19 protein-coding genes are annotated in these 18,114 nt (G+C 60.5%); 6 read left to right on the plus strand and 13 right to left on the minus strand.

Features of this window, described 5'->3' with window-relative positions; all coding sequences use genetic code 11:
* Positions 1 to 137 precede the first annotated feature (137 nt).
* The 3 genes from C4J83_RS06890 (at position 138) to C4J83_RS06900 (ending at position 2,704) form a co-directional block, all read left to right on the plus strand.
* The gene (locus tag C4J83_RS06890; RefSeq protein ID WP_106577118.1) at positions 138 to 1,298 is read left to right on the plus strand and encodes an OmpA family protein; all 1,161 of its coding nucleotides are present in this window, start codon (positions 138 to 140) and stop codon (positions 1,296 to 1,298) included.
* Positions 1,299 to 1,325: 27 nt separating this feature from the next.
* Complete coding sequence (pdxH, locus tag C4J83_RS06895; protein ID WP_106577117.1) at positions 1,326 to 1,973, plus strand: pyridoxamine 5'-phosphate oxidase; 648 nt, start codon at positions 1,326 to 1,328, stop codon at positions 1,971 to 1,973.
* A gap of 266 nt (positions 1,974 to 2,239) precedes the next feature.
* On the plus strand, positions 2,240 to 2,704 hold the full coding sequence (locus C4J83_RS06900; RefSeq protein WP_003189251.1) for an outer membrane lipoprotein: 465 nt from the start codon (positions 2,240 to 2,242) through the stop codon (positions 2,702 to 2,704).
* Positions 2,705 to 2,793: 89 nt separating this feature from the next.
* On the opposite strand, the gene C4J83_RS06905 is transcribed toward C4J83_RS06900, so the two are convergent.
* Together C4J83_RS06905 and nhaA are read right to left on the minus strand one after the other, a co-directional pair.
* A complete protein-coding gene (locus C4J83_RS06905; protein WP_124416631.1) occupies positions 2,794 to 4,416 on the minus strand; it encodes a methyl-accepting chemotaxis protein in 1,623 nt (540 codons plus the stop codon).
* Between the two features lie 196 nt (positions 4,417 to 4,612).
* Positions 4,613 to 5,788, minus strand: coding sequence for a Na+/H+ antiporter NhaA (nhaA, locus tag C4J83_RS06910; protein WP_119738813.1), 1,176 nt, complete (start codon positions 5,786 to 5,788; stop codon positions 4,613 to 4,615).
* 216 nt (positions 5,789 to 6,004) lie between these two features.
* Between nhaA and C4J83_RS06915 the strand changes: the two genes are divergently transcribed.
* The gene (locus tag C4J83_RS06915) at positions 6,005 to 7,099 is read left to right on the plus strand and encodes a PLP-dependent cysteine synthase family protein (RefSeq protein WP_119738816.1); all 1,095 of its coding nucleotides are present in this window, start codon (positions 6,005 to 6,007) and stop codon (positions 7,097 to 7,099) included.
* Between the two features lie 135 nt (positions 7,100 to 7,234).
* On the opposite strand, the gene C4J83_RS06920 is transcribed toward C4J83_RS06915, so the two are convergent.
* The 3 genes from C4J83_RS06920 to C4J83_RS06930 all read right to left on the minus strand — a co-directional run bounded on the left by C4J83_RS06920 (position 7,235) and on the right by C4J83_RS06930 (position 10,323).
* Positions 7,235 to 8,848: an NAD(P)/FAD-dependent oxidoreductase gene (locus C4J83_RS06920; protein ID WP_124416632.1), complete on the minus strand. Its 1,614-nt coding sequence runs from the start codon at positions 8,846 to 8,848 to the stop codon at positions 7,235 to 7,237.
* Positions 8,849 to 8,954: 106 nt separating this feature from the next.
* Positions 8,955 to 9,626, minus strand: a complete 672-nt coding sequence (locus C4J83_RS06925) for a COG3650 family protein (protein WP_106577112.1) — start codon at positions 9,624 to 9,626, stop codon at positions 8,955 to 8,957.
* 97 nt (positions 9,627 to 9,723) lie between these two features.
* Entirely contained in the window at positions 9,724 to 10,323 is a 600-nt protein-coding gene (locus C4J83_RS06930) for a short chain dehydrogenase (RefSeq protein WP_124416633.1), read from the minus strand.
* Between the two features lie 103 nt (positions 10,324 to 10,426).
* Between C4J83_RS06930 and C4J83_RS06935 the strand changes: the two genes are divergently transcribed.
* Entirely contained in the window at positions 10,427 to 11,341 is a 915-nt protein-coding gene (locus C4J83_RS06935; RefSeq protein ID WP_124416634.1) for a LysR family transcriptional regulator, read from the plus strand.
* Here the strand turns inward: C4J83_RS06935 and C4J83_RS06940 are convergent.
* The 4 genes from C4J83_RS06940 to C4J83_RS06955 are packed head-to-tail and all read right to left on the minus strand — an operon-like array spanning position 11,332 to position 13,788.
* Entirely contained in the window at positions 11,332 to 11,817 is a 486-nt protein-coding gene (locus C4J83_RS06940) for a DoxX family protein (RefSeq protein ID WP_124416635.1), read from the minus strand. The genes C4J83_RS06935 and C4J83_RS06940 overlap by 10 nt on opposite strands.
* On the minus strand, positions 11,814 to 12,590 hold the full coding sequence (locus tag C4J83_RS06945; RefSeq protein WP_124416636.1) for an HvfC/BufC N-terminal domain-containing protein: 777 nt from the start codon (positions 12,588 to 12,590) through the stop codon (positions 11,814 to 11,816). The genes C4J83_RS06940 and C4J83_RS06945 overlap by 4 nt, the downstream gene beginning before the upstream one ends.
* The gene (gene bufB, locus C4J83_RS06950; protein ID WP_124416637.1) at positions 12,587 to 13,465 is read right to left on the minus strand and encodes an MNIO family bufferin maturase; all 879 of its coding nucleotides are present in this window, start codon (positions 13,463 to 13,465) and stop codon (positions 12,587 to 12,589) included. Before bufB ends, C4J83_RS06945 begins: the two co-directional genes overlap by 4 nt.
* Positions 13,466 to 13,488: 23 nt before the next feature.
* Positions 13,489 to 13,788, minus strand: a complete 300-nt coding sequence (locus tag C4J83_RS06955; protein ID WP_119738828.1) for a BufA1 family periplasmic bufferin-type metallophore — start codon at positions 13,786 to 13,788, stop codon at positions 13,489 to 13,491.
* A 220-nt stretch (positions 13,789 to 14,008) separates the two neighbouring features.
* Here C4J83_RS06955 and C4J83_RS30575 point away from each other — a divergent pair, with 220 nt between their 5' ends.
* Complete coding sequence (locus C4J83_RS30575) at positions 14,009 to 14,509, plus strand: hypothetical protein (RefSeq protein WP_177416147.1); 501 nt, start codon at positions 14,009 to 14,011, stop codon at positions 14,507 to 14,509.
* Here C4J83_RS30575 and C4J83_RS06965 read toward each other — a convergent pair.
* From C4J83_RS06965 to livH, 4 genes are read right to left on the minus strand one after another with little or no spacing between them, the layout of a single operon-like run.
* A complete protein-coding gene (locus C4J83_RS06965) occupies positions 14,469 to 15,170 on the minus strand; it encodes an ABC transporter ATP-binding protein (RefSeq protein ID WP_010212366.1) in 702 nt (233 codons plus the stop codon). The two genes, C4J83_RS30575 and C4J83_RS06965, sit on opposite strands and share 41 nt — an antisense overlap.
* Before the next feature lies 1 nt (position 15,171).
* Positions 15,172 to 15,939 (minus strand): high-affinity branched-chain amino acid ABC transporter ATP-binding protein LivG, encoded by a 768-nt coding sequence (livG, locus tag C4J83_RS06970; protein WP_016975067.1) that lies wholly within the window; start codon positions 15,937 to 15,939, stop codon positions 15,172 to 15,174.
* Positions 15,936 to 17,189, minus strand: a complete 1,254-nt coding sequence (locus tag C4J83_RS06975; RefSeq protein ID WP_064451210.1) for a high-affinity branched-chain amino acid ABC transporter permease LivM — start codon at positions 17,187 to 17,189, stop codon at positions 15,936 to 15,938. Before C4J83_RS06975 ends, livG begins: the two co-directional genes overlap by 4 nt.
* Positions 17,186 to 18,109, minus strand: a complete 924-nt coding sequence (gene livH / locus C4J83_RS06980) for a high-affinity branched-chain amino acid ABC transporter permease LivH (protein WP_106577104.1) — start codon at positions 18,107 to 18,109, stop codon at positions 17,186 to 17,188. Before livH ends, C4J83_RS06975 begins: the two co-directional genes overlap by 4 nt.
* Positions 18,110 to 18,114 lie beyond the last annotated feature (5 nt).

Raw genomic sequence — 18,114 nt, forward strand, 5'->3', positions numbered from 1 at the left:
TGCTGTTTCACGTTTTTTTGTTACAAAGGCAACTATAAGAAGGCGCTGAACGAAATTTTGTAACTTCAATGTTCTGTAAGCGTCTGTTTAACGGGTCAACCAGACCCTCCGGTTTTTTCTCATTTTGTGGATATCTCATGTTATCGAACAAGTCCTTGGCACTGGCGCTGTGCCTCACAATTACGGGTTGCGCACAAACTCCACAAAATGATGCCGAGGGTGGGCATTGGTGGTCATTTGGATCAGACAAGGCTGCTACCAAGGACGCAGTAACCAAAACCGACGCCGTGCCGGATGCAAAACCAGCCGCTGGCGCCAAGCCCGCAGCCCCGGTTGCCGCCGCCGCTGCTCCAGCGCCTGCCGCTGCTGCCGCCCCTGCGCCCGTAGCCAAGGCTGAGACCGGCTCCAGCTGGTGGCCGTTCGCCTCTAAAAGCGCCGATGAAAAAGCGGCCGATGCCAAAGCCGATCTGAAAGCCGACCTCAAGGCGGCAGACCCGACGACCCCGGCGGTGGCCAAGACCGACACCGATACCAAATGGTGGTGGCCTTTCGAAAGCAAGCCAAAACCATTGGCCAAGGTCGACGTGACCAACGTGCCGATGCCTGACCCGAAAATCACTCAAGCCTGGCTGGACGACTATGAGCCGCGCCTGCGTGCGGCCATCAAGGACAGCAACCTGCAATTGGAGCGTCGCGAGAACGTATTGGTCGTGATCGCCCCGGTTGATGGCTCTTACAACCCGAAACGCCCGGCGATGCTGCTGCCGGTTACGTTGGGCCCGTTCACTCGCGTGGCCAAGGCGGTTGAAGGCGATCCGAAGACCGCTGTGTTGGTCTTAGGCCACGTCGACACCAATGGTGCCGAGCCAGTGAGCCAGGCATTGACTCGCGAGCGCGCGCAGTCCATCGCTTCGATTTTCAGCCTCAGCGGCTTGAAGCAGGATCGCCTGATGATGCGTGGCATGGGCGACCTTATGCCGCGGGCTGCCAACGATAGCAATCAGGGGCGTGCGCTGAACCGTCGCATGGAAATCATGTTCACTCAGCGTACAACGATGTTGGCGTTGTTGAGCAAGTACAACTCGGGCAAGCCACCGGTTGCGGAAATGGTTGCCGTGCAGACTGCACCCGCTCCCGTACCGGCGCCTGCTGCGAAAAAAGCCGCTCCGGCGAAAAAGGCTCCGGTCAAGAAAGCCGCTGCCAAGCCTGTTGCGAAAAAAGCTGCTGCCAAGCCGGCCGCGAAAAAAGCCGCACCCAAGGCCGACGCCCCAGCGACAAACGACCAGGCGAAAAACTGATCTGTTGAACCAGAAGGATAAAGCCGCATGACCCAGGCATTGGCCGATATGCGCCGTGACTACACACGGGACGGTTTGAGCGAGGCCCAGGCCCCGGGCGAGCCGTTTGCATTGTTCCACCAGTGGTTTGCCGATGCGGTGAAAACCGAGCAGCCACCGGTGGAAGCCAATGCCATGACTCTGGCCACGGTCGACCAGGACGGTCGTCCGCACTGTCGTATCCTGTTGCTCAAAGGCCTGGATACACAGGGTTTTACCTTCTTCACCAATTATCAGAGTGCCAAGGGCGAACAGCTTGCGGCACAGCCATTTGCAGCCATGACCTTCTTCTGGCCCACCCTGGAGCGCCAGGTGCGTATCGAAGGGCGGGTGGTCAAGGTCACGCCTGAAGAGTCGGATGCTTACTTTCAGGTCCGCCCATTGGGAAGCCGTCTTGGGGCCTGGGCGTCGCCGCAGAGCCGGGTTATCCGTGATCGCGAAGAGCTGCAAGATTTGCTCAAGGCCACCGAGCAGCGTTTCAGCGACATCCAACCCGATTGCCCTGAGCATTGGGGCGGGTATCGCCTGCTGCCCGAGCGCATCGAGTTCTGGCAGGGTCGCGCCAGTCGCCTGCATGATCGCCTCAACTACCGCCTGCAAGCCGGCGAGTGGACTCGTGAGCGCCTGGCGCCCTGAGTTTCACCTTTCGTCACCTCGTTCGAATGTTGCCCGCCACGGCGAAGTCTTTATCCATATGTCTTCGGCGTGTGCTGCTGCGCGACTACAATAATGATGAACGCGTTCATGACATTCTTCGGAACAGTTGAGTGCAACCGTTCGTCTATTTTTCTGGTGCTAGCAGTCTGTACTAAGGCTGAATGAAAGCAATTTTCTGCGGTGCTCGCCGTGACAGGCGCCAAGCCGCAGCGTCTAATGAATACCTGTCCTTTGGAGTTGATGCTATGCGTAAGTCCGTTTTACTAGTTGCCTGCTTTACCACCCTGTCGTTGCTGTTGGGTGGCTGCGCCTCGAGTCTGACCGGCGACTCGTACTCTCGTGACGAGGCGCGTCGTGTACAGACCGTTCGCATGGGCACCATTGAATCCCTGCGTCCAGTGAAAATCGAAGGCACCAAGACCCCAATTGGCGGCGCCGCTGGCGCAGTCATCGGCGGTGTTGGCGGCAGCGCCATCGGCGGCGGCCGTGGCAGCATTGTGACCGCCGTGATCGGCGCCGTAGCCGGCGGCCTGCTGGGCTCGGCCACTGAAGAAGGCTTGACCCGCACCCAAGGCGTGGAAATCACCGTTCGCGAAGACGACGGCAGCATGCGTGCCTACGTACAAGCCGTGCAGGAAAATGAAATCTTCCGCATCGGCGACCGTGTACGCATCATGACCGTTGACGGTACCAGCCGCGTTACTCGTTAAACGCCGGTCCTTGCAATAAAAAACCCCAACCGAGTGATCGGTTGGGGTTTTTTATTGCAGGCGCGGTGTGCCGCGCACGCTGCGTGACCTCAAACCTGGAAGTGCTTGACCGTCGTGTTCAACTCATGGGCCAGGCTGGCGAGGGACTGCGAGGCTGCAGTCGTTTGGGTCGAGCCCTCTGCCGACTGAATCGACAGCTGCTGAATGTTCAGCAAATTGCGATCGACTGCTCGAGCAACGTCGGCTTGTTCCGCCGCCGCCGTGGTGATCACCAGATTGCGGTCATTGATTTCATCGTTGGCGGCCAGAATGTCTGCCAGCGCTTGTTGCGCCAGCTCGGCCAGCCCCAAGGTTTGCTGAGTCATGGCGCTGCTGTCGAGCATGGTGTTGACGGTGCTGGCCGTGTTGGCCTGAATGCTGCCGATCATCTGCTCGATTTCCTGGGTCGATTGGGCGGTGCGATGGGCCAGTGCACGAACCTCGTCGGCGACCACGGCGAAACCACGTCCGGCCTCACCGGCACGCGCGGCTTCGATGGCCGCGTTAAGCGCCAGCAGGTTGGTTTGCTCGGCAATGGTGCGGATCACATCGAGCACTTTGCCGATGCCTTTGGCCTGCTCGGCGAGGCCGCCCACTTGCCCTGAGCTGACCTCGACCCCACGGGTCAGCGCCTGGATCGAATTCAGTGCCTCTACCATGCGCTGTTGGCCCTTCAGCGCAATGCTGCGTGATTCCTGGGACAGGTCGGAGGTTGATGCCGCGTTTCGCGCGACCTCCTCAATCGCGGTGGTCATCTGAGTGACGGCCGTGGCTGCCTGCTCGATTTCGCCATGTTGCTGTTGCAGGTCGCGGCTGCCCTCGGCGGTGACGGCATTCAACTCTTCGGCCGCAGCGGCCAGCTGGCTGGATGAGCCGGTGATTTGCCGCAGAGTCTGCACCAGGTTGTTACGCATGGTTTCCTGTGCCCGGAGCAAGCGCGTGGCTTCGTCATTGCCTGTAGGGTTTATGGGCTGGGTGAGGTCGCCCTTGGCGATGGTTTCGGCCACCTGCACCGCTTCAATGATGGGGCCGGTAATGCTGCGGGTCAGCAACCAGGCCACCAGCACTGTGCCGGCACTGACCAGCAAAATGACGATTGTGATGCCGCTCACGGCATGCTGGTAAGCGCCTGCGGAGGTTTGGCCGGCCTGTTCGGCGCCTTTGTTGGCGAGGTCGATCAACTGGTCGAAGTTCTTGGTCATCTGCTCGTAGCTTTCTCGAATGCTGTTGAGAAAGTCGCGGGCGCCGGCTTTGTCGCCCGAGCGCGAGCGCTTGAGCATTTCGGTATGGTTCTTCGCGTAGGCATCCAGGCTCTGGTTGAACACATCCAGGCGCGATTTTTCCTCGGGTGTGCGTAGCAGCGCGGCATATTGGGCCAGCTGTTCCTTGACGCTTTTCAGGCGGCCGGCGGATTTGTCTTCATAGGTCTGCATGTCCGCATCGCTTGACGACAGGATGTGCGCCATTTCGCCCAAGCGAAAACGGTCGAGCGACGCGTTGGCCAGGGCCAGAATCCTGACACGCTGCATCCAGTTGTTCTGAATGTCGGCCGCCTGGGACTGGACTTCGCCAATCTGTTTGAGGGCGAACAGACCGAGAAACACACTCAGCGACGCAATGGCCGCGAAGCCGATGAAGGCTCTGGCAGCGATTCTTATATTTCTCAGGAACATGGGATTTTCGCTCGGGCTGAATACGCGTTGGAGAGCTGTGTCGGGCGGGTGTCCCTGGCAGGGACAGTGGTAGCGCCACAATCACTAGTCGGCGGCGCGCGCAAAGTCTTTAGGCGTTTGAGGTAAGTGTCATCTTCAGAAAAAGAAAAACCCCAATCGGGCTCACCGATTGGGGTTTTGGGTGCTTTCGCAACCCTCAGGCTTTCTTGCGACTCGCCATCGCGGTCACGGCATAACCCATACACGCGGCCAGGATCGACCCGGTCAGAATACCCATTCGATCCTCCCCGGCGAATTCGCTGGCACCCGGCACAAACGCCAGTGAGCCGACAAACAGGCTCATTGTAAAGCCGATACCGCACAGGATCGCCACCCCGAACACCTGGCCCCAGTTCGCGCCGCTGGGCAGCGCGGCAAGGCCGGTCTTGATGGCGAGCCAGGTGAGGCCGAACACGCCGATGGTCTTGCCGATCAACAGGCCGGCGGCGATGCCCATGGGCACATGGTGAGTGAAGCTTTCCAGGCTCACGCCGGCCAGGGAAACGCCCGCGTTGGCGAAGGCAAACAGCGGCAGGATGGCGTAGGCCACCCACGGATGCAGGGCGTGTTCCAACGTCCTCAGGGGCGAGGGCTCGGCATTTTTGGTGCGCAGCGGGATGCAGAAGGCCAGGGTCACGCCGGCCAGCGTGGCATGCACGCCACTCTTGAGCACACACACCCACAGGATCAGACCGATGATCAGGTAGGGCCCGAGTTTGATCACGCCCAGGCGGTTCATCGCGATCAAGGCAATCAGGCACGCCCCTGCACCGGCCAGAGCAGCACCGGACAGGTCCGCGGAGTAGAACACGGCGATGACGATGATTGCGCCGAGGTCATCAATGATCGCCAGGGTCATCAGGAACAGTTTCAGCGATACCGGCACGCGCTTGCCCAACAGGGCCAGCACGCCCAGTGCAAAAGCGATATCGGTGGCCATGGGGATTGCCCAGCCGGAGAGTGCAGCGGGGTAGTCCTTGTTGATCGCCCAGTAGATCAGCGCCGGCACCACCATGCCGCCAATGGCTGCGGCCCCCGGCAGTACCACTTGCGAGGGTTTGGACAGGTGGCCGTCGAGCAGCTCGCGCTTCACCTCCAGGCCGATCAGCAGGAAGAACAAGGCCATCAGGCCATCGTTGATCCACAGCAGGGCAGGCTTGGCGATTTTCAGCGCGCCAATCTGTGCCACCACCGGTACATCGAGAAACGCGTTGTAGAGGTGTGACAACGGTGAATTGTTGATGATCAGCGCCAAGGCGGCAGCGGCGATCAACAACAGACCGCTGGCGGCTTCCAGCTGGAAGAAACGGGTGAAAGTGCTACGCAGAGGCAAGGGATGCTCTCCAATCCAGGTTCAATAGGTGGGTACCCTAACCCGTACCGTTAGTTGTTAAAACAAAAGTTATATTCTTATTTGTTATAAGGGACGGGCAGAGTCGGCGTTGCGCCAGAGCCTAGCAATTGTGTGTCTATTTGAGTCGCCACTGTATCTGTGTGCAGTGTAGGAAACTCCCTAAAATTGGCGCTGAAATCTTTAGAGACGCACCTTATGAGTGACCACCGTACCTGGGCCCGCGAAGCCATTCGCATCATTGAAGCGGACTTCCAGCGTAGCGCCGACACGCACCTGATCCCTTTGCCGTTGCCGGGGTTGCCGGGTATCGAGTTGTACTTCAAGGACGAGTCCAGCCACCCCACCGGCAGCCTGAAGCATCGGCTGGCCCGTTCACTGTTTCTGTACGCGCTGTGTAATGGCTGGCTCAAGCCGGGCGCGCCGGTGATTGAGGCCTCCAGTGGGTCGACGGCAATTTCGGAAGCGTATTTCGCGCGGCTGCTTGGCCTGCCGTTCATTGCGGTGATGCCAGCCACCACGTCTCAGGAGAAAATCGCCCAGATCGCCTTCTACGGCGGCAAGAGCCATCTGGTGAAGGATCCGACGCAGATTTACGCCGAGTCCGAGCGGTTGGCGCAGGAAAGTGGCGGTCACTTCATGGACCAATTCACCTATGCCGAGCGCGCGACGGACTGGCGGGCGAACAACAATATCGCCGAGTCGATCTTCCAACAGATGCGGTTTGAGCATTACCCCGAGCCGAGCTGGTTGATTTCCAGCCCTGGCACCGGCGGCACCACCGCGACGCTGGGGCGTTACGTGCGCTATCGCCAGCATTGCACCCGCGTGCTGTGTGCCGACGCCGAACGCTCGGTGTTCTTTGACTATTACCAGACGGGCGACGCCAGCTTGCGCCTGGATTGCGGTTCGCGGATCGAAGGGATCGGCCGGCCACGCGTCGAGGCGTCGTTTTTGCCCAAGGTAATTGATGCGATGGTCAAGGTACCGGATGCGCTGTCACTGGCGGCCATGCATTACTTGGCCGAGCGTCTTGGGCGGCGGGTCGGTGGTTCCAGCGGGACCAACCTGATCGGTGCCTTGGTGGCGGCGCAGCAGATGCAAGCGGCGGGGGAGTCTGGGTCGATCGTGGCAATTTTGTGTGACGGGGGCGAGCGGTATGCCACGACTTACTACGATCAGGCGTGGCTCGCCGGGCAAGGGTATGAGTTGAGCGGGCTGATTGCCGCCGTTGCGGCCAGTGTTGAACGGGGTGAGCCGTTGCCGGAGACAATCCTGCGCGCAAACATCTGAAAACCGGCAAAAACCAATGTGGGGGCGGGCTTGCCTACGATGCCGGTGTTTCAGTCGATAAGTTCGGCGACTGAGACTCTGCCATCGCGGGCAAGCCCGCTCCCACCTTTGGTCGGGTTGGCTGTAATAGAGTGCTTAGGCCTCTATGCCGAGCATATCCCGCGCCAACGCCTCGGCAATCCGAATCCCGTCAACGCCCGCCGACAGAATCCCACCGGCATAACCCGCACCTTCACCGGCCGGGAATAAACCTTTCACGTTCAAGCTCTGCATCGACTCGTTACGGGTAATCCGCAGCGGCGAGGACGTGCGCGTCTCGATGCCGGTCAGCACCGCATCGTGCAACGAGTAACCTTTGATCTGCTTCTCGAACGCCGGCAACGCTTCACGAATCGCTTCGATGGCAAAGTCCGGCAAGGCCAGGGCCAAGTCACCCAGCGACACGCCGGGCTTGTAGGACGGTTCCACGCTGCCGATGGCCGTGGATGGCTTGCCCGCGATGAAATCCCCCACCAGTTGCGCCGGAGCCTCGTAGTTGCTGCCGCCGAGGATGTAGGCGTGGGACTCCAGGCGCTCCTGCAACTCGATGCCCGCCAGCGGGCCACCCGGGTAGTCCACCTCCGGCGTGATGCCGACGACGATGCCGGAGTTGGCATTGCGTTCGTTGCGCGAGTACTGGCTCATGCCGTTGGTTACCACGCGGTTTGGCTCGGACGTCGCCGCCACTACCGTGCCGCCTGGGCACATGCAGAAGCTGTAGACCGAGCGGCCGTTCTTGGCGTGGTGCACCAGCTTGTAGTCGGCCGCGCCGAGTTTTGGATGCCCGGCGTATTTGCCCAGGCGCGCCGCGTCGATCAGCGATTGCGGGTGTTCAATCCTGAAGCCCACCGAGAACGGCTTGGCCTCCATGTACACGCCACGCCCGTGCAGCATGCGGAAGGTGTCGCGGGCGCTGTGGCCCAGGGCCAGGATCACGTGCTTGGAGAGCAGTTGCTCGCCACTGTCGATGACCACGCCGTTCAGCTGGCCGTCTTCGATCAGCACATCGGTAACGCGCTGTTCGAAACGTACTTCACCGCCCAGGGCGATGATCTGCTGGCGCATGTTTTCCACCACGCCGGTGAGGCGGAACGTGCCGATGTGCGGCTTGCTGACGTAGAGGATTTCTTCCGGCGCACCGGCCTTGACGAACTCGTGCAGGACCTTGCGACCGTGGAATTTCGGGTCCTTGATCTGGCTGTAGAGCTTGCCGTCGGAGAAGGTCCCGGCGCCGCCTTCACCAAACTGCACGTTGGACTCGGGATTGAGCACGTTTTTGCGCCACAGGCCCCAGGTGTCCTTGGTGCGCTGGCGCACTTCTTTGCCGCGCTCGAGGATGATCGGCTTGAAGCCCATTTGCGCGAGCAGCAGCCCGGCGAAGATCCCGCACGGACCAAACCCCACCACGATCGGCCGTTCGACCAGGCCTTCCGGCGCCTGACCCACCACCTTGTAACTGACATCCGGCGCCGGGTTGACGTTGCGGTCATCGGCGAACTTGAGCAGCAGGGCGGCTTCGCCTTTCACGTTCAGGTCGATGGTGTAGATGAAGCACAGCTCCGACGACTTTTTGCGGGCGTCATAGCTGCGTTTGAACAGGGTGAAATCGAGCAGGTCATCACTGGCGATGCCCAGGCGCTGCACGATGGCAGGCCGCAGGTCTTCTTCGGGATGGTCGATGGGCAGCTTGAGTTCGGTGATTCGTAACATGACGGGATCCGGTAGGCGGCGGACAAAAAGGCCGGCTGTTTTGCAAACCGGCGATTATAAGCCCCAAAGGCGGTTTTCCGACACGTTAAAACAGCGTTGGGCCGAATCAGTCGTCGCGAGAACCGCCGAATGCCGCGCAACCACGCTGCACTTGGCCGTTGACGCGCAACTCGGCGGTCATGTGTTGCAGGCTGCCGCTGACGCTGTCGATGCACCGCTGCGGCGCGACCCAGAGTTCGATGTGCTGGTTATTGGCTTCGGTCATCAGGTTGAAACGGCCGTCGCCCAGTTGCTCTTCCACAAAAGGCACCGCCAAGGGTGGCTGGCCTTCGCGCTCCAGCACCATGCCCTTGGCGGTCACATTCATCGCCCAGGCGGGTTTATGGCCATTGGCGCGCAGCACCATGCGCTTGAAGTCCGGGTCGTTGCAGGCCGAAGTCGAACGTTCCATGCGATAGAGCTGTTGCAGCTCTACCGAGCCCTGGGTGCCAGTGGCAACCCCGGAGAACTTGCCGCGCAAGTCGGCAAACAGTGCGCCCTGTTGCCCAGCCAGTGAGGCGGCTTCCTGCAGGATGCTGGTGCCGCCGGCGTCGTTGACCACGTAGTTGCGTTTGTCACCGCAAGGCTGGAACAACAGCTTGCCGTCAACGGCCGTCAATTCACCCTGCATGCGGGTCAACCCGGCGGTAGACGGCTTTGCCGGCTCGCTCTCGAACATCTGGCAAGCGGTGAACAGAGGCAGCAGGGCAAACAGAACTAGGGTACGGGCGGCGCGCATTTATCGGGTCTCCAAACAAGTGCCGCCACGTTACGCAGGCTGACGCCGCACCACAACCCCAGCGCCCGGCTTCAGGCAATTCTGACAGACGCCGGATTCAGCCGACGATAAACGTCTGGCCGGTCTGCAGGCCTTCTACGCTTTTGGCGTAGGCCAGTGCTACGTCGGCACCCGGAGCCGGTTTGTAACCGCGGAAATACGGGGCGTAGCTGCCCATCGCTTCCAGCAGGACGGTCGGGCTCACGGCGTTGACGCGCAGGCCGCGTGGCAATTCGATCGCCGCGGCTTTGACGAAGGCGTCAATGGCGCCATTGACCAATGCGGCCGAGGCGCCGGTACGGATGGGGTCACGGTTGAGGATGCCGCTGGTGAAGGTGAACGAGGCGCCGTCGTTGGCATATTCGCGGCCGATCAGCAGCAGGTTGACCTGGCCCATCAGCTTGTCGCGCAGGCCCAGGTCAAAATCGCTTTCGCTCATTTCACCCAGTGCTACGAAATTCACGCTACCGGCCGCGCAGATCAGGGCATCGAACTTGCCGGTCTGTTCGAACAGCTTGCGGATCGACGCGCTGTCGCTGATATCCACCTGAAAGTCGCCGCTTGTGCGACCGATGCTGATCACCTCGTGACGCTGAGCCAGTTCTGCCTTGACTGCCGAGCCGACCGTGCCGCTGGCACCAATCAATAGGATTTTCATCGTGCTGTTCCTCCTGGGGTAAGTGAAGGTTCAGTCTAGTGTGGCTTTTCAGGTGGATAAACGTGCTAATAGGCAACCTTTGGTTTTCAAATGGAAACAATCCATGAGCGAGATGGATGACTTGGCGGCCTTTGCCGTTCTGATCGAAGCCGGCAGTTTCACCCTGGCGGCCGAGCAACTGGGGTGCAGCAAGGGCCAGTTGTCCAAGCGTATCAGCCAGTTGGAGGCGCAGTTTTGCGTGGTGTTGCTGCACCGCACCACCCGCAAGCTCAGCCTGACCGCAGCCGGTGCAGCGCTGTTGCCCCAGGCTCAAGCGCTGGTGGTTCAAGTGGAACGCGCCCGTCAGGCATTGGCGCGGCTCAAGGACGATTTGGCCGGGCCAGTGCGTATGACGGTTCCGGTGTCGTTGGGAGAAACCTTCTTCGATGGCTTGCTGCTGGAGTTCTCCAAACAGTACCCCCAAGTGCAGATCGAACTGGAATTGAACAACCGTTATCGAGACCTGGCGCGGGATGGGTTTGACTTGGGTGTGCGTTCCGGCGCCATCGAAAATGAGCGTCTGGTGGCCAAACCGCTGCTGGCCTGGCATGAAATGACCTGCGCCAGCCCGGCCTACCTGGAGCAACACGGCGAGCCGCTGAACCCGGCAGACCTGGCGACGCACACCTGCCTGCTCAACAGCCACTACAGCGGGCGTGAAGAATGGCTGTACCACCAGCAGCACGAACTGCTTCGAGTGCGGGTCAGTGGCACCTTTGCCTCCAACCATTACAACCTGTTGAAAAAGGCCGCCCTGGTGGGCGCCGGAATCGCCCGCCTGCCGTCCTACGTGTTACCCGCGGAACTGGCTGACGGGAGATTGCGCTGGCTCCTGCGCGATTATCAGACGCGTAGCATGCCGATGTACCTGGTTCACCCGTATCAGGGTGGCTTGCCGCGTCGCACCCAAGTGCTGGCCGACTACCTGGTGGATTGGTTCAAGCGCAGCGGCGAGGCCCTGGACCGTCTTCAGCGGTAGCGGCGTGCAATCAAATGGTCGATGGACAGGCAGCCCGGGCCCTTGGCGACCAACAGCAGCAGCACGGTGATCCAGGTGCCGTGGGTCGGGTAGGCGTCCGGGTAAACGAAGAGTTGAATGGTCAAGGTCATGCCGATCAGGGCCAGGGCCGAGAACCGCGTGGCAAAACCCACCAGGATCAGCACCGGGAAGAAATGCTCGGCAAACGCCGCCATGTGCGCGGCGACTTCCGGTGACAGCAAGGGCACGTGGTATTCGCTGCGAAACAGCGGCAGTGTGGACGCCGCAAGACGCGGCTCGCCGAATTGGAACGTGCCGCTGATCAAGTCGATGGCAAAGCCCTCGACCTTGGTCTGCCCCGATTTCCAAAACACCGCGGCAATGGAAAATCGTGCGAGAAAGGCGATCAGGCTGTAGGGGATTTTCTCGAACAGAGCAATGACCCGATTGACCAGACTCGAAGGGGATGTGTTCATGGCAATACCTTTTGTTCGAGGTGCAAATGAGTGATGGCGTCGTGGCTGATCAACAGGGCCAGGCATTGGTTCAGGTCGAACTGCGCCGATGCTTCAAGCGCGTGCTGCACCGCTGTCTCCAGTGCCGTGCCGTGATTCAGGCTGTCGATGAACGCGACCGAGCCGCTGTCGATGGCGAATACCTTGACCGCCAAGCCTTGGCGTAACACCAGCGCGCTTTGGGCGTGCCAGGGATTCAGGGTGGCCAGGCCACCTTCGGTCTGGTGCGCAGCCCAAACGGCCACCACTGCGTAAGCGCTATTCAGGGTGGCCAGGGATGGATGCAGGTGCAGGCGCAGCTTGCCCAGGTCTGTCTGGCCTTGCAGTGTTTGGAGAATGGTTTGCTGGTCCAGCGGCTGGGTGTCTGCCGCGTGATAGGCACAAACCCGCAAGCGCTCGAGCCTGGCGACGTCAGCCAGGTAGGGCACGCTGGCCGCCGGCTCAAAGGCCTGAATAAACCCTGCGAACGCGCTGCCGTACTCGCTCATCAGCGGGCTGTCAGGTGGGCTCGCCTGAACAAAAAGACCAGCCATGGCGCGAAAAAACTCATCGCCGACCAACTGCAAGGTTACGGGGTAAGCGGTTGCCAACGCGTTGATCAACGCGCTGTGAACATTGTTGCGATACACCGCGAAACGGCTGGCCGGGTCGGCGCCGTTGCGGCTGAACAGGCCGTCGGGGCACGCCAGGTCGGGATCGATCAGCGCGTCGGCAAACGCAGCGTGATGGCTCATACGTTCACCTGCAATAGATGCCAGTCGGCGTGTTGAGCTTCGGCATGCAGCACACTGAACGCAGGCAACTGGTTATCCCGCTCGATCAGTGTGGCCACCGGGCCCGTGCGCGTGAGTACCTGTTCGTATAACTGCCACACCGCGTTATCGATGGGCGCGCCATGGTCGTCGATCAGCAGACGATCGCCCAGGCTGTCAGTGTCTTCGGCAAACCCCGCCAGATGTATCTCCCGGACGGCGTTTAATGGCAGCGCGTCGATGTAGGAAAGCGCCTCGCGCTGGTGATTGATGCACGACACATAGACGTTGTTGACGTCCAGCAGCAGGCCGCAGCCCGTGCGGCGGATGACCTCGCTGATGAAGTCCGTTTCGTTCAGGGTGGAGCGCTCGAATTGCAGATAGGTCGACGGATTTTCCAGCAGCATCGGCCGCTTGAGCGTGCTTTGCACCTGGTCGATGTGCTCGCACACCCGGTTCAGTGTGGCGGCGTCGTAGGCCAGGGGCAGCAAGTCATTGAGAAACACCGGGCCGTGGCTCGACCAGGCCAGGTGTTCGGAAAACGAGTGGGGTTGATAGCGTTCGATCAGCAAGGCCAACCGTGCCAGGTGCTCACGGTTGAGCGGGCCTTCGCCGCCGATGGACAGGCCCACGCCGTGCAGTGACAGCGGGTACTGCTCGCGGATCAACCCCAGGTAATGATGGAACGGCCCGCCGGCGACCATGTAGTTTTCGGCGTGCACTTCAAAAAAACCGATATCGGGCGAGGTCTCGAGCACTTCGATGAAGTGCTCGTTCTTCAGCCCCAGCCCGGCCCTGAGGGGAAGGCCGGGCACCTGAGCAGGTGAGACGGTGTGTCGGGGTAAAAGCGTCATCATCAGTACTCAGGCTGTGGGCTGTTTCAGGACTTGGCGGTGAAGGCGGCTGCCTGGCCGAAACCGGTCGGCGAGGTGGAGCTTGGGGTCTTGGCGCAAGTGCCGGCCGGGACCAGCTTCCAGGCGTTGGCCTGGTCTTTGACTTTCGAGGTGCCGGCGCAGGAAGTGCCGGCGCCTGCAGCGCAATCGTTCTTGCCGGCTTCAGCGACGCCGAAGCATTTGTCCATCTTGGCGTCGTCGGCGTGGGCCATGTTCGACAGGGCAGACAGGCTCAGGGCCGAACCGAGAGCCAGGATCAGGGTTGCGGCGGACAATTTAGTGGTCATGGTGTATCTCCAGCAATGAGGGTGGGTAAGGAAGCGTTTGTGCTTGCTTACCCCTCTAGAGTCAAGGCTTCAGGTTGCGTTACAGCAGGTTGCAAATAAATTTTCGATTCACAGCCAATAGCCCCTGAGCCTGAGGGTTCTGGTATCGGTGGTGCTGCACCACCTTGCTGTAGGATCGCGCAATGCCCGGCGACGTTACGACCAATAGGGAGCTTTGGTGTTGAACAAGCGCTTTACAGATTTTTTCATCAGCAGGAATTTTTCATTTCTTTGGCTGGGGCAAGCGCTTTCGTCGTTTGGTGAGTTCGTTTTCGAGAGCACTGTCATCGTCTGGTGGGTGACGGACCAGTTTCACAACAGCGCCTTTCTGCCGACGGCCGTAGGTCTGGCAGTGGCTGCCTCGGCGATACCTCGTGTGCTGGTGGCACCACTGGCCATCGCCTCGCTTGCCGGCACGCTGGTGTGTTCCCAGACCTTAAACCTGGCGCAGCACGTTATCGGGTATTTCGACATGCCGTTGGACGTGTATGGCGTGTATATCTTTCTCGCTGCGGGCTTGCTGGTCACGGGCGCTGGCTTGATGCTCGTCGGCCAACGGGCCAGCAAAGGTCACTGGGCACGACGCGCTAAAAACCACATAAAAAAACGGCCCGAGGGCCGTTTTTGTTTACGCCAATGGCTCAGCCACCGAGGTAGGCTTCACGCACTTTCGGATCCGTGAGCAACTGCTCCCCGGTGCCCTGCATCACCACCCGGCCGTTTTCCAGCACGTAGGCGCGGTCGGCGATTTTCAGCGCCTGGTTGGCGTTTTGCTCGACCAGGAACACCGTCACACCGTCCTTGCGCAGTTGTTCGATGATGTCGAAGATCTGCTGGATGATGATCGGTGCCAGGCCCAGCGAAGGTTCGTCGAGCAACAACAGCTTGGGCTTGCTCATCAGCGCACGGCCGATGGCGAGCATTTGCTGCTCGCCGCCGGACATGGTGCCGCCGCGCTGGCTGAAGCGTTCCTTGAGCCTGGGGAACAAGTGCAACACCTTGTCCATCTGCTCCTGGTAGTCGCCCTTGTCGGTGAAGAACCCGCCCATGGCCAGGTTCTCCTCCACGGTCAGGCGCGAGAACACGCGACGGCCTTCGGGCACCACCGCAATGCTCTTGCGCATGATCTGCGAGGACTGTTGCCCCACCAGTTCTTCACCCATGTAGCGGATGCTGCCGCTGTGCGCCTGCGGCGAACCGCACAGTGTCATCAGCAAGGTCGATTTGCCGGCACCGTTGGCGCCGATCAGCGTGACGATTTCACCTTGGCGCACTTCCACGTTGACGCTGTGCAGGGCCTGGATCTTGCCGTAGAAAGTGGAAACGTTTTCGAATTGCAGCATTTTACGCTTCCCCCAAATAGGCTTTGATCACTTCAGGATTGTCGCGGATCTGTTCCGGTGTCCCGTCGGCCAGCGGTGTGCCCTGGTTGATCACCACGATGTGGTCGGAAATGCTCATGACCAGTTTCATGTCGTGTTCGATCAACAGCACCGTGGCGTTGTTTTCTTCACGCAACACGCTGATCAGCGCCTTGAGGTCTTCGGTTTCCTTGGGGTTCAGGCCGGCGGCCGGTTCGTCGAGCATGAGGATCCGCGGGCGGGTCATCATGCAGCGGGCGATTTCCAGGCGACGTTGCTGCCCGTAAGCCAGGGTGCCGGCAGGGCGGTTGGCAAACTCGGTGAGGTTGACCTTGTCCAGCCAGTACTCGGCGTATTCCATCGCCTCGCGTTCGCTCTTGCGGAACGCCGGGGTCTTGAACAGGCCAGCAAAAAAGTTGGTGTTCAAGTGACGGTGCTGGGCAATCAGCAGGTTCTCGACCGCCGTCATGTCCTTGAACAACCGCACGTTCTGGAAGGTGCGCACCACGCCCTTGCGGGCGATTTCGTGGCCGGCCAGGCCCTGGATCGGCTGGCCGTCCAGCAGGATGCTGCCACCGCTCGGCTTGTAAAAGCCGGTGAGGCAGTTGAACACCGTGGTTTTGCCGGCGCCGTTCGGGCCGATCAGTGCCACCACCTGTTTTTCTTTCACGGTCAGGGCCACGCCGTTGACCGCCAGCAAACCGCCGAAGCGCATGCTCAAGTTTTCGACTTTCAGGATCTCGCGGCTCATTTGCGCAGCTCCATGTGTGGGCGTTGCATCGGCAGCAGACCTTGAGGACGCCAAATCATCATCAGCACCATCATGGCGCCGAACATCAACATGCGGTATTCGCTGAACTCTCGCATCATCTCCGGCAGCAGGATCATTACGATGGCCGCCAGGATCACGCCCAGCTGCGAGCCCATGCCACCCAGTACGACGATGGCGAGGATGATCGCCGACTCGATAAAGGTGAACGACTCCGGGGTCACCAAGCCTTGGCGCGCCGCGAAGAAGCTGCCGGCGAAACCGGCGAACGTTGCCCCGAGGGTGAAGGCCGAAAGTTTGATGACGGTCGGGTTCATGCCTAGCGCTCGGCAGGCGATCTCATCTTCGCGCAACGCTTCCCACGCCCGTCCGATCGGCATGCGCAGCAGGCGGTTGATCACGAACAGTGCCGCCAGTGCCAGCAAGAGGGCCACCAGGTACAGGAACACCACTTTGCTCACCGGGTTGTAGTCGATCCCGAAGTACTCGTGGAACGTCTGCATGCCCTCGGCGGCGGTGCGGTCGAACGACAGCCCGAAGAACGTCGGCTTGGGGATGCTGCTGATGCCGTTGGGGCCGCCGGTGATATCGGTGAGGTTACGCAGGAACAGCCGGATGATTTCACCGAAGCCCAGGGTCACGATCGCCAAATAGTCACCGCGCAGGCGCAGCACCGGGAAGCCCAGCAGGAAGCCGAACGTGGCCGCCGCCATACCCGCCAGCGGCAGGCAGATCCAGAAGCCCCAGCCCAGGTAATGCGAGAGCAACGCGTAGGTGTAGGCACCCACGGCGTAGAAGCCCACATAACCCAGGTCGAGCAGGCCGGCCAGGCCCACCACGATGTTCAGGCCCAGGCCCAGCAACACGTAGATCAGGATCAGCGTCGCGATATCCACCGCGCCGCGTGAGCCGAAGAACGGCCAGATCAGCGCGGCAACGATCAGGCCGATGATGATGTAGCGTTGGGTGCGCGGCAGGGTCAGGAACTGGCTGACCTTGGGCGATACCAACGGCCCACGGTTGCCCTTGAACAAGGCGCCGACCTGCTGGGTGAACAGCACGCGCAGGAACATCAGCACCGAGCACAGGGCGATGATGGTCAGGGTCACGGGACCGGTGCCATGCACTTCCAGGTTGATGCCCACAATGCTCAGTTTGAGGCCCAGTACCGGAAAGGCCACGGCCCACACCAGCAAGGCGCTGAAAAACGCCGATTTAAGATATCTGCTCATACTTTCTCAACCTCCGGACGGCCCAGAATGCCGGTCGGACGGAACAACAGCACCAGAACCAACAGGCCGAACGCCACCACGTCCTTGTATTGGTCGCCGAAGATATCGGCACCAAAGGCTTCAGCCACGCCCAGCACCAGCCCGCCGAGCATGGCGCCCGGAATACTGCCGATGCCGCCCAATACCGCTGCGGTAAAGGCCTTGAGGCCTACCAGGAAACCGGCGTTGGGGTTGATCACGCCGTACTGCATGCTCAGCAGTACCGCCGCGACGGCCGCCAGCGCAGCACCGATGACGAAGGTCAGGGCAATGATGTTGTTGGTGTTGATGCCCAGCAGGTTGGCCATCTTGATGTCTTCGGCGCAGGCCCGGCAGGCGCGCCCCAGACGGGAGCGGGAAATGAACAGCGTCAGGCCCAGCATCGCCACCAGCGTGACGACGAACACCAGGATCTGCATGTAGGAAATCAGCACTTCTTGTGCGCCACCTGGGCCGAAGGAGATGCTCCCCGGAATCAGGTTGGGAATGGACTTGTCCTTGGAGTCCTGGGACAGCAATACAGTGTTCTGCAGGAATATCGACATGCCGATGGCGGAAATCAGCGGGATCAAACGGTTGCTGCCACGCAAGGGACGATAGGCAACCCGCTCGATGCTGTAGCCGTAGGCACTGGTTACAACAATCGACGCGATAAACGCGGCGGTCATCAACAGCGGCAGAGAGTGGATACCCATCATGGCCAGCCCGGCAAGGGCGATGAAGGCCACGTAGGAACCAATCATGTACACCTCGCCATGGGCGAAGTTGATCATTCCAATGATGCCGTAAACCATTGTGTAGCCAATGGCTATCAAGGCATAGGTGCTGCCAATGGTCAGGCCATTAACCAGCTGTTGGAAAAAATGATAGATCTCAGGCATTACAG

It is taken from the genome of Pseudomonas sp. LBUM920, assembly GCF_003852315.1.
Taxonomy (GTDB): Bacteria; Pseudomonadota; Gammaproteobacteria; order Pseudomonadales; family Pseudomonadaceae; genus Aquipseudomonas.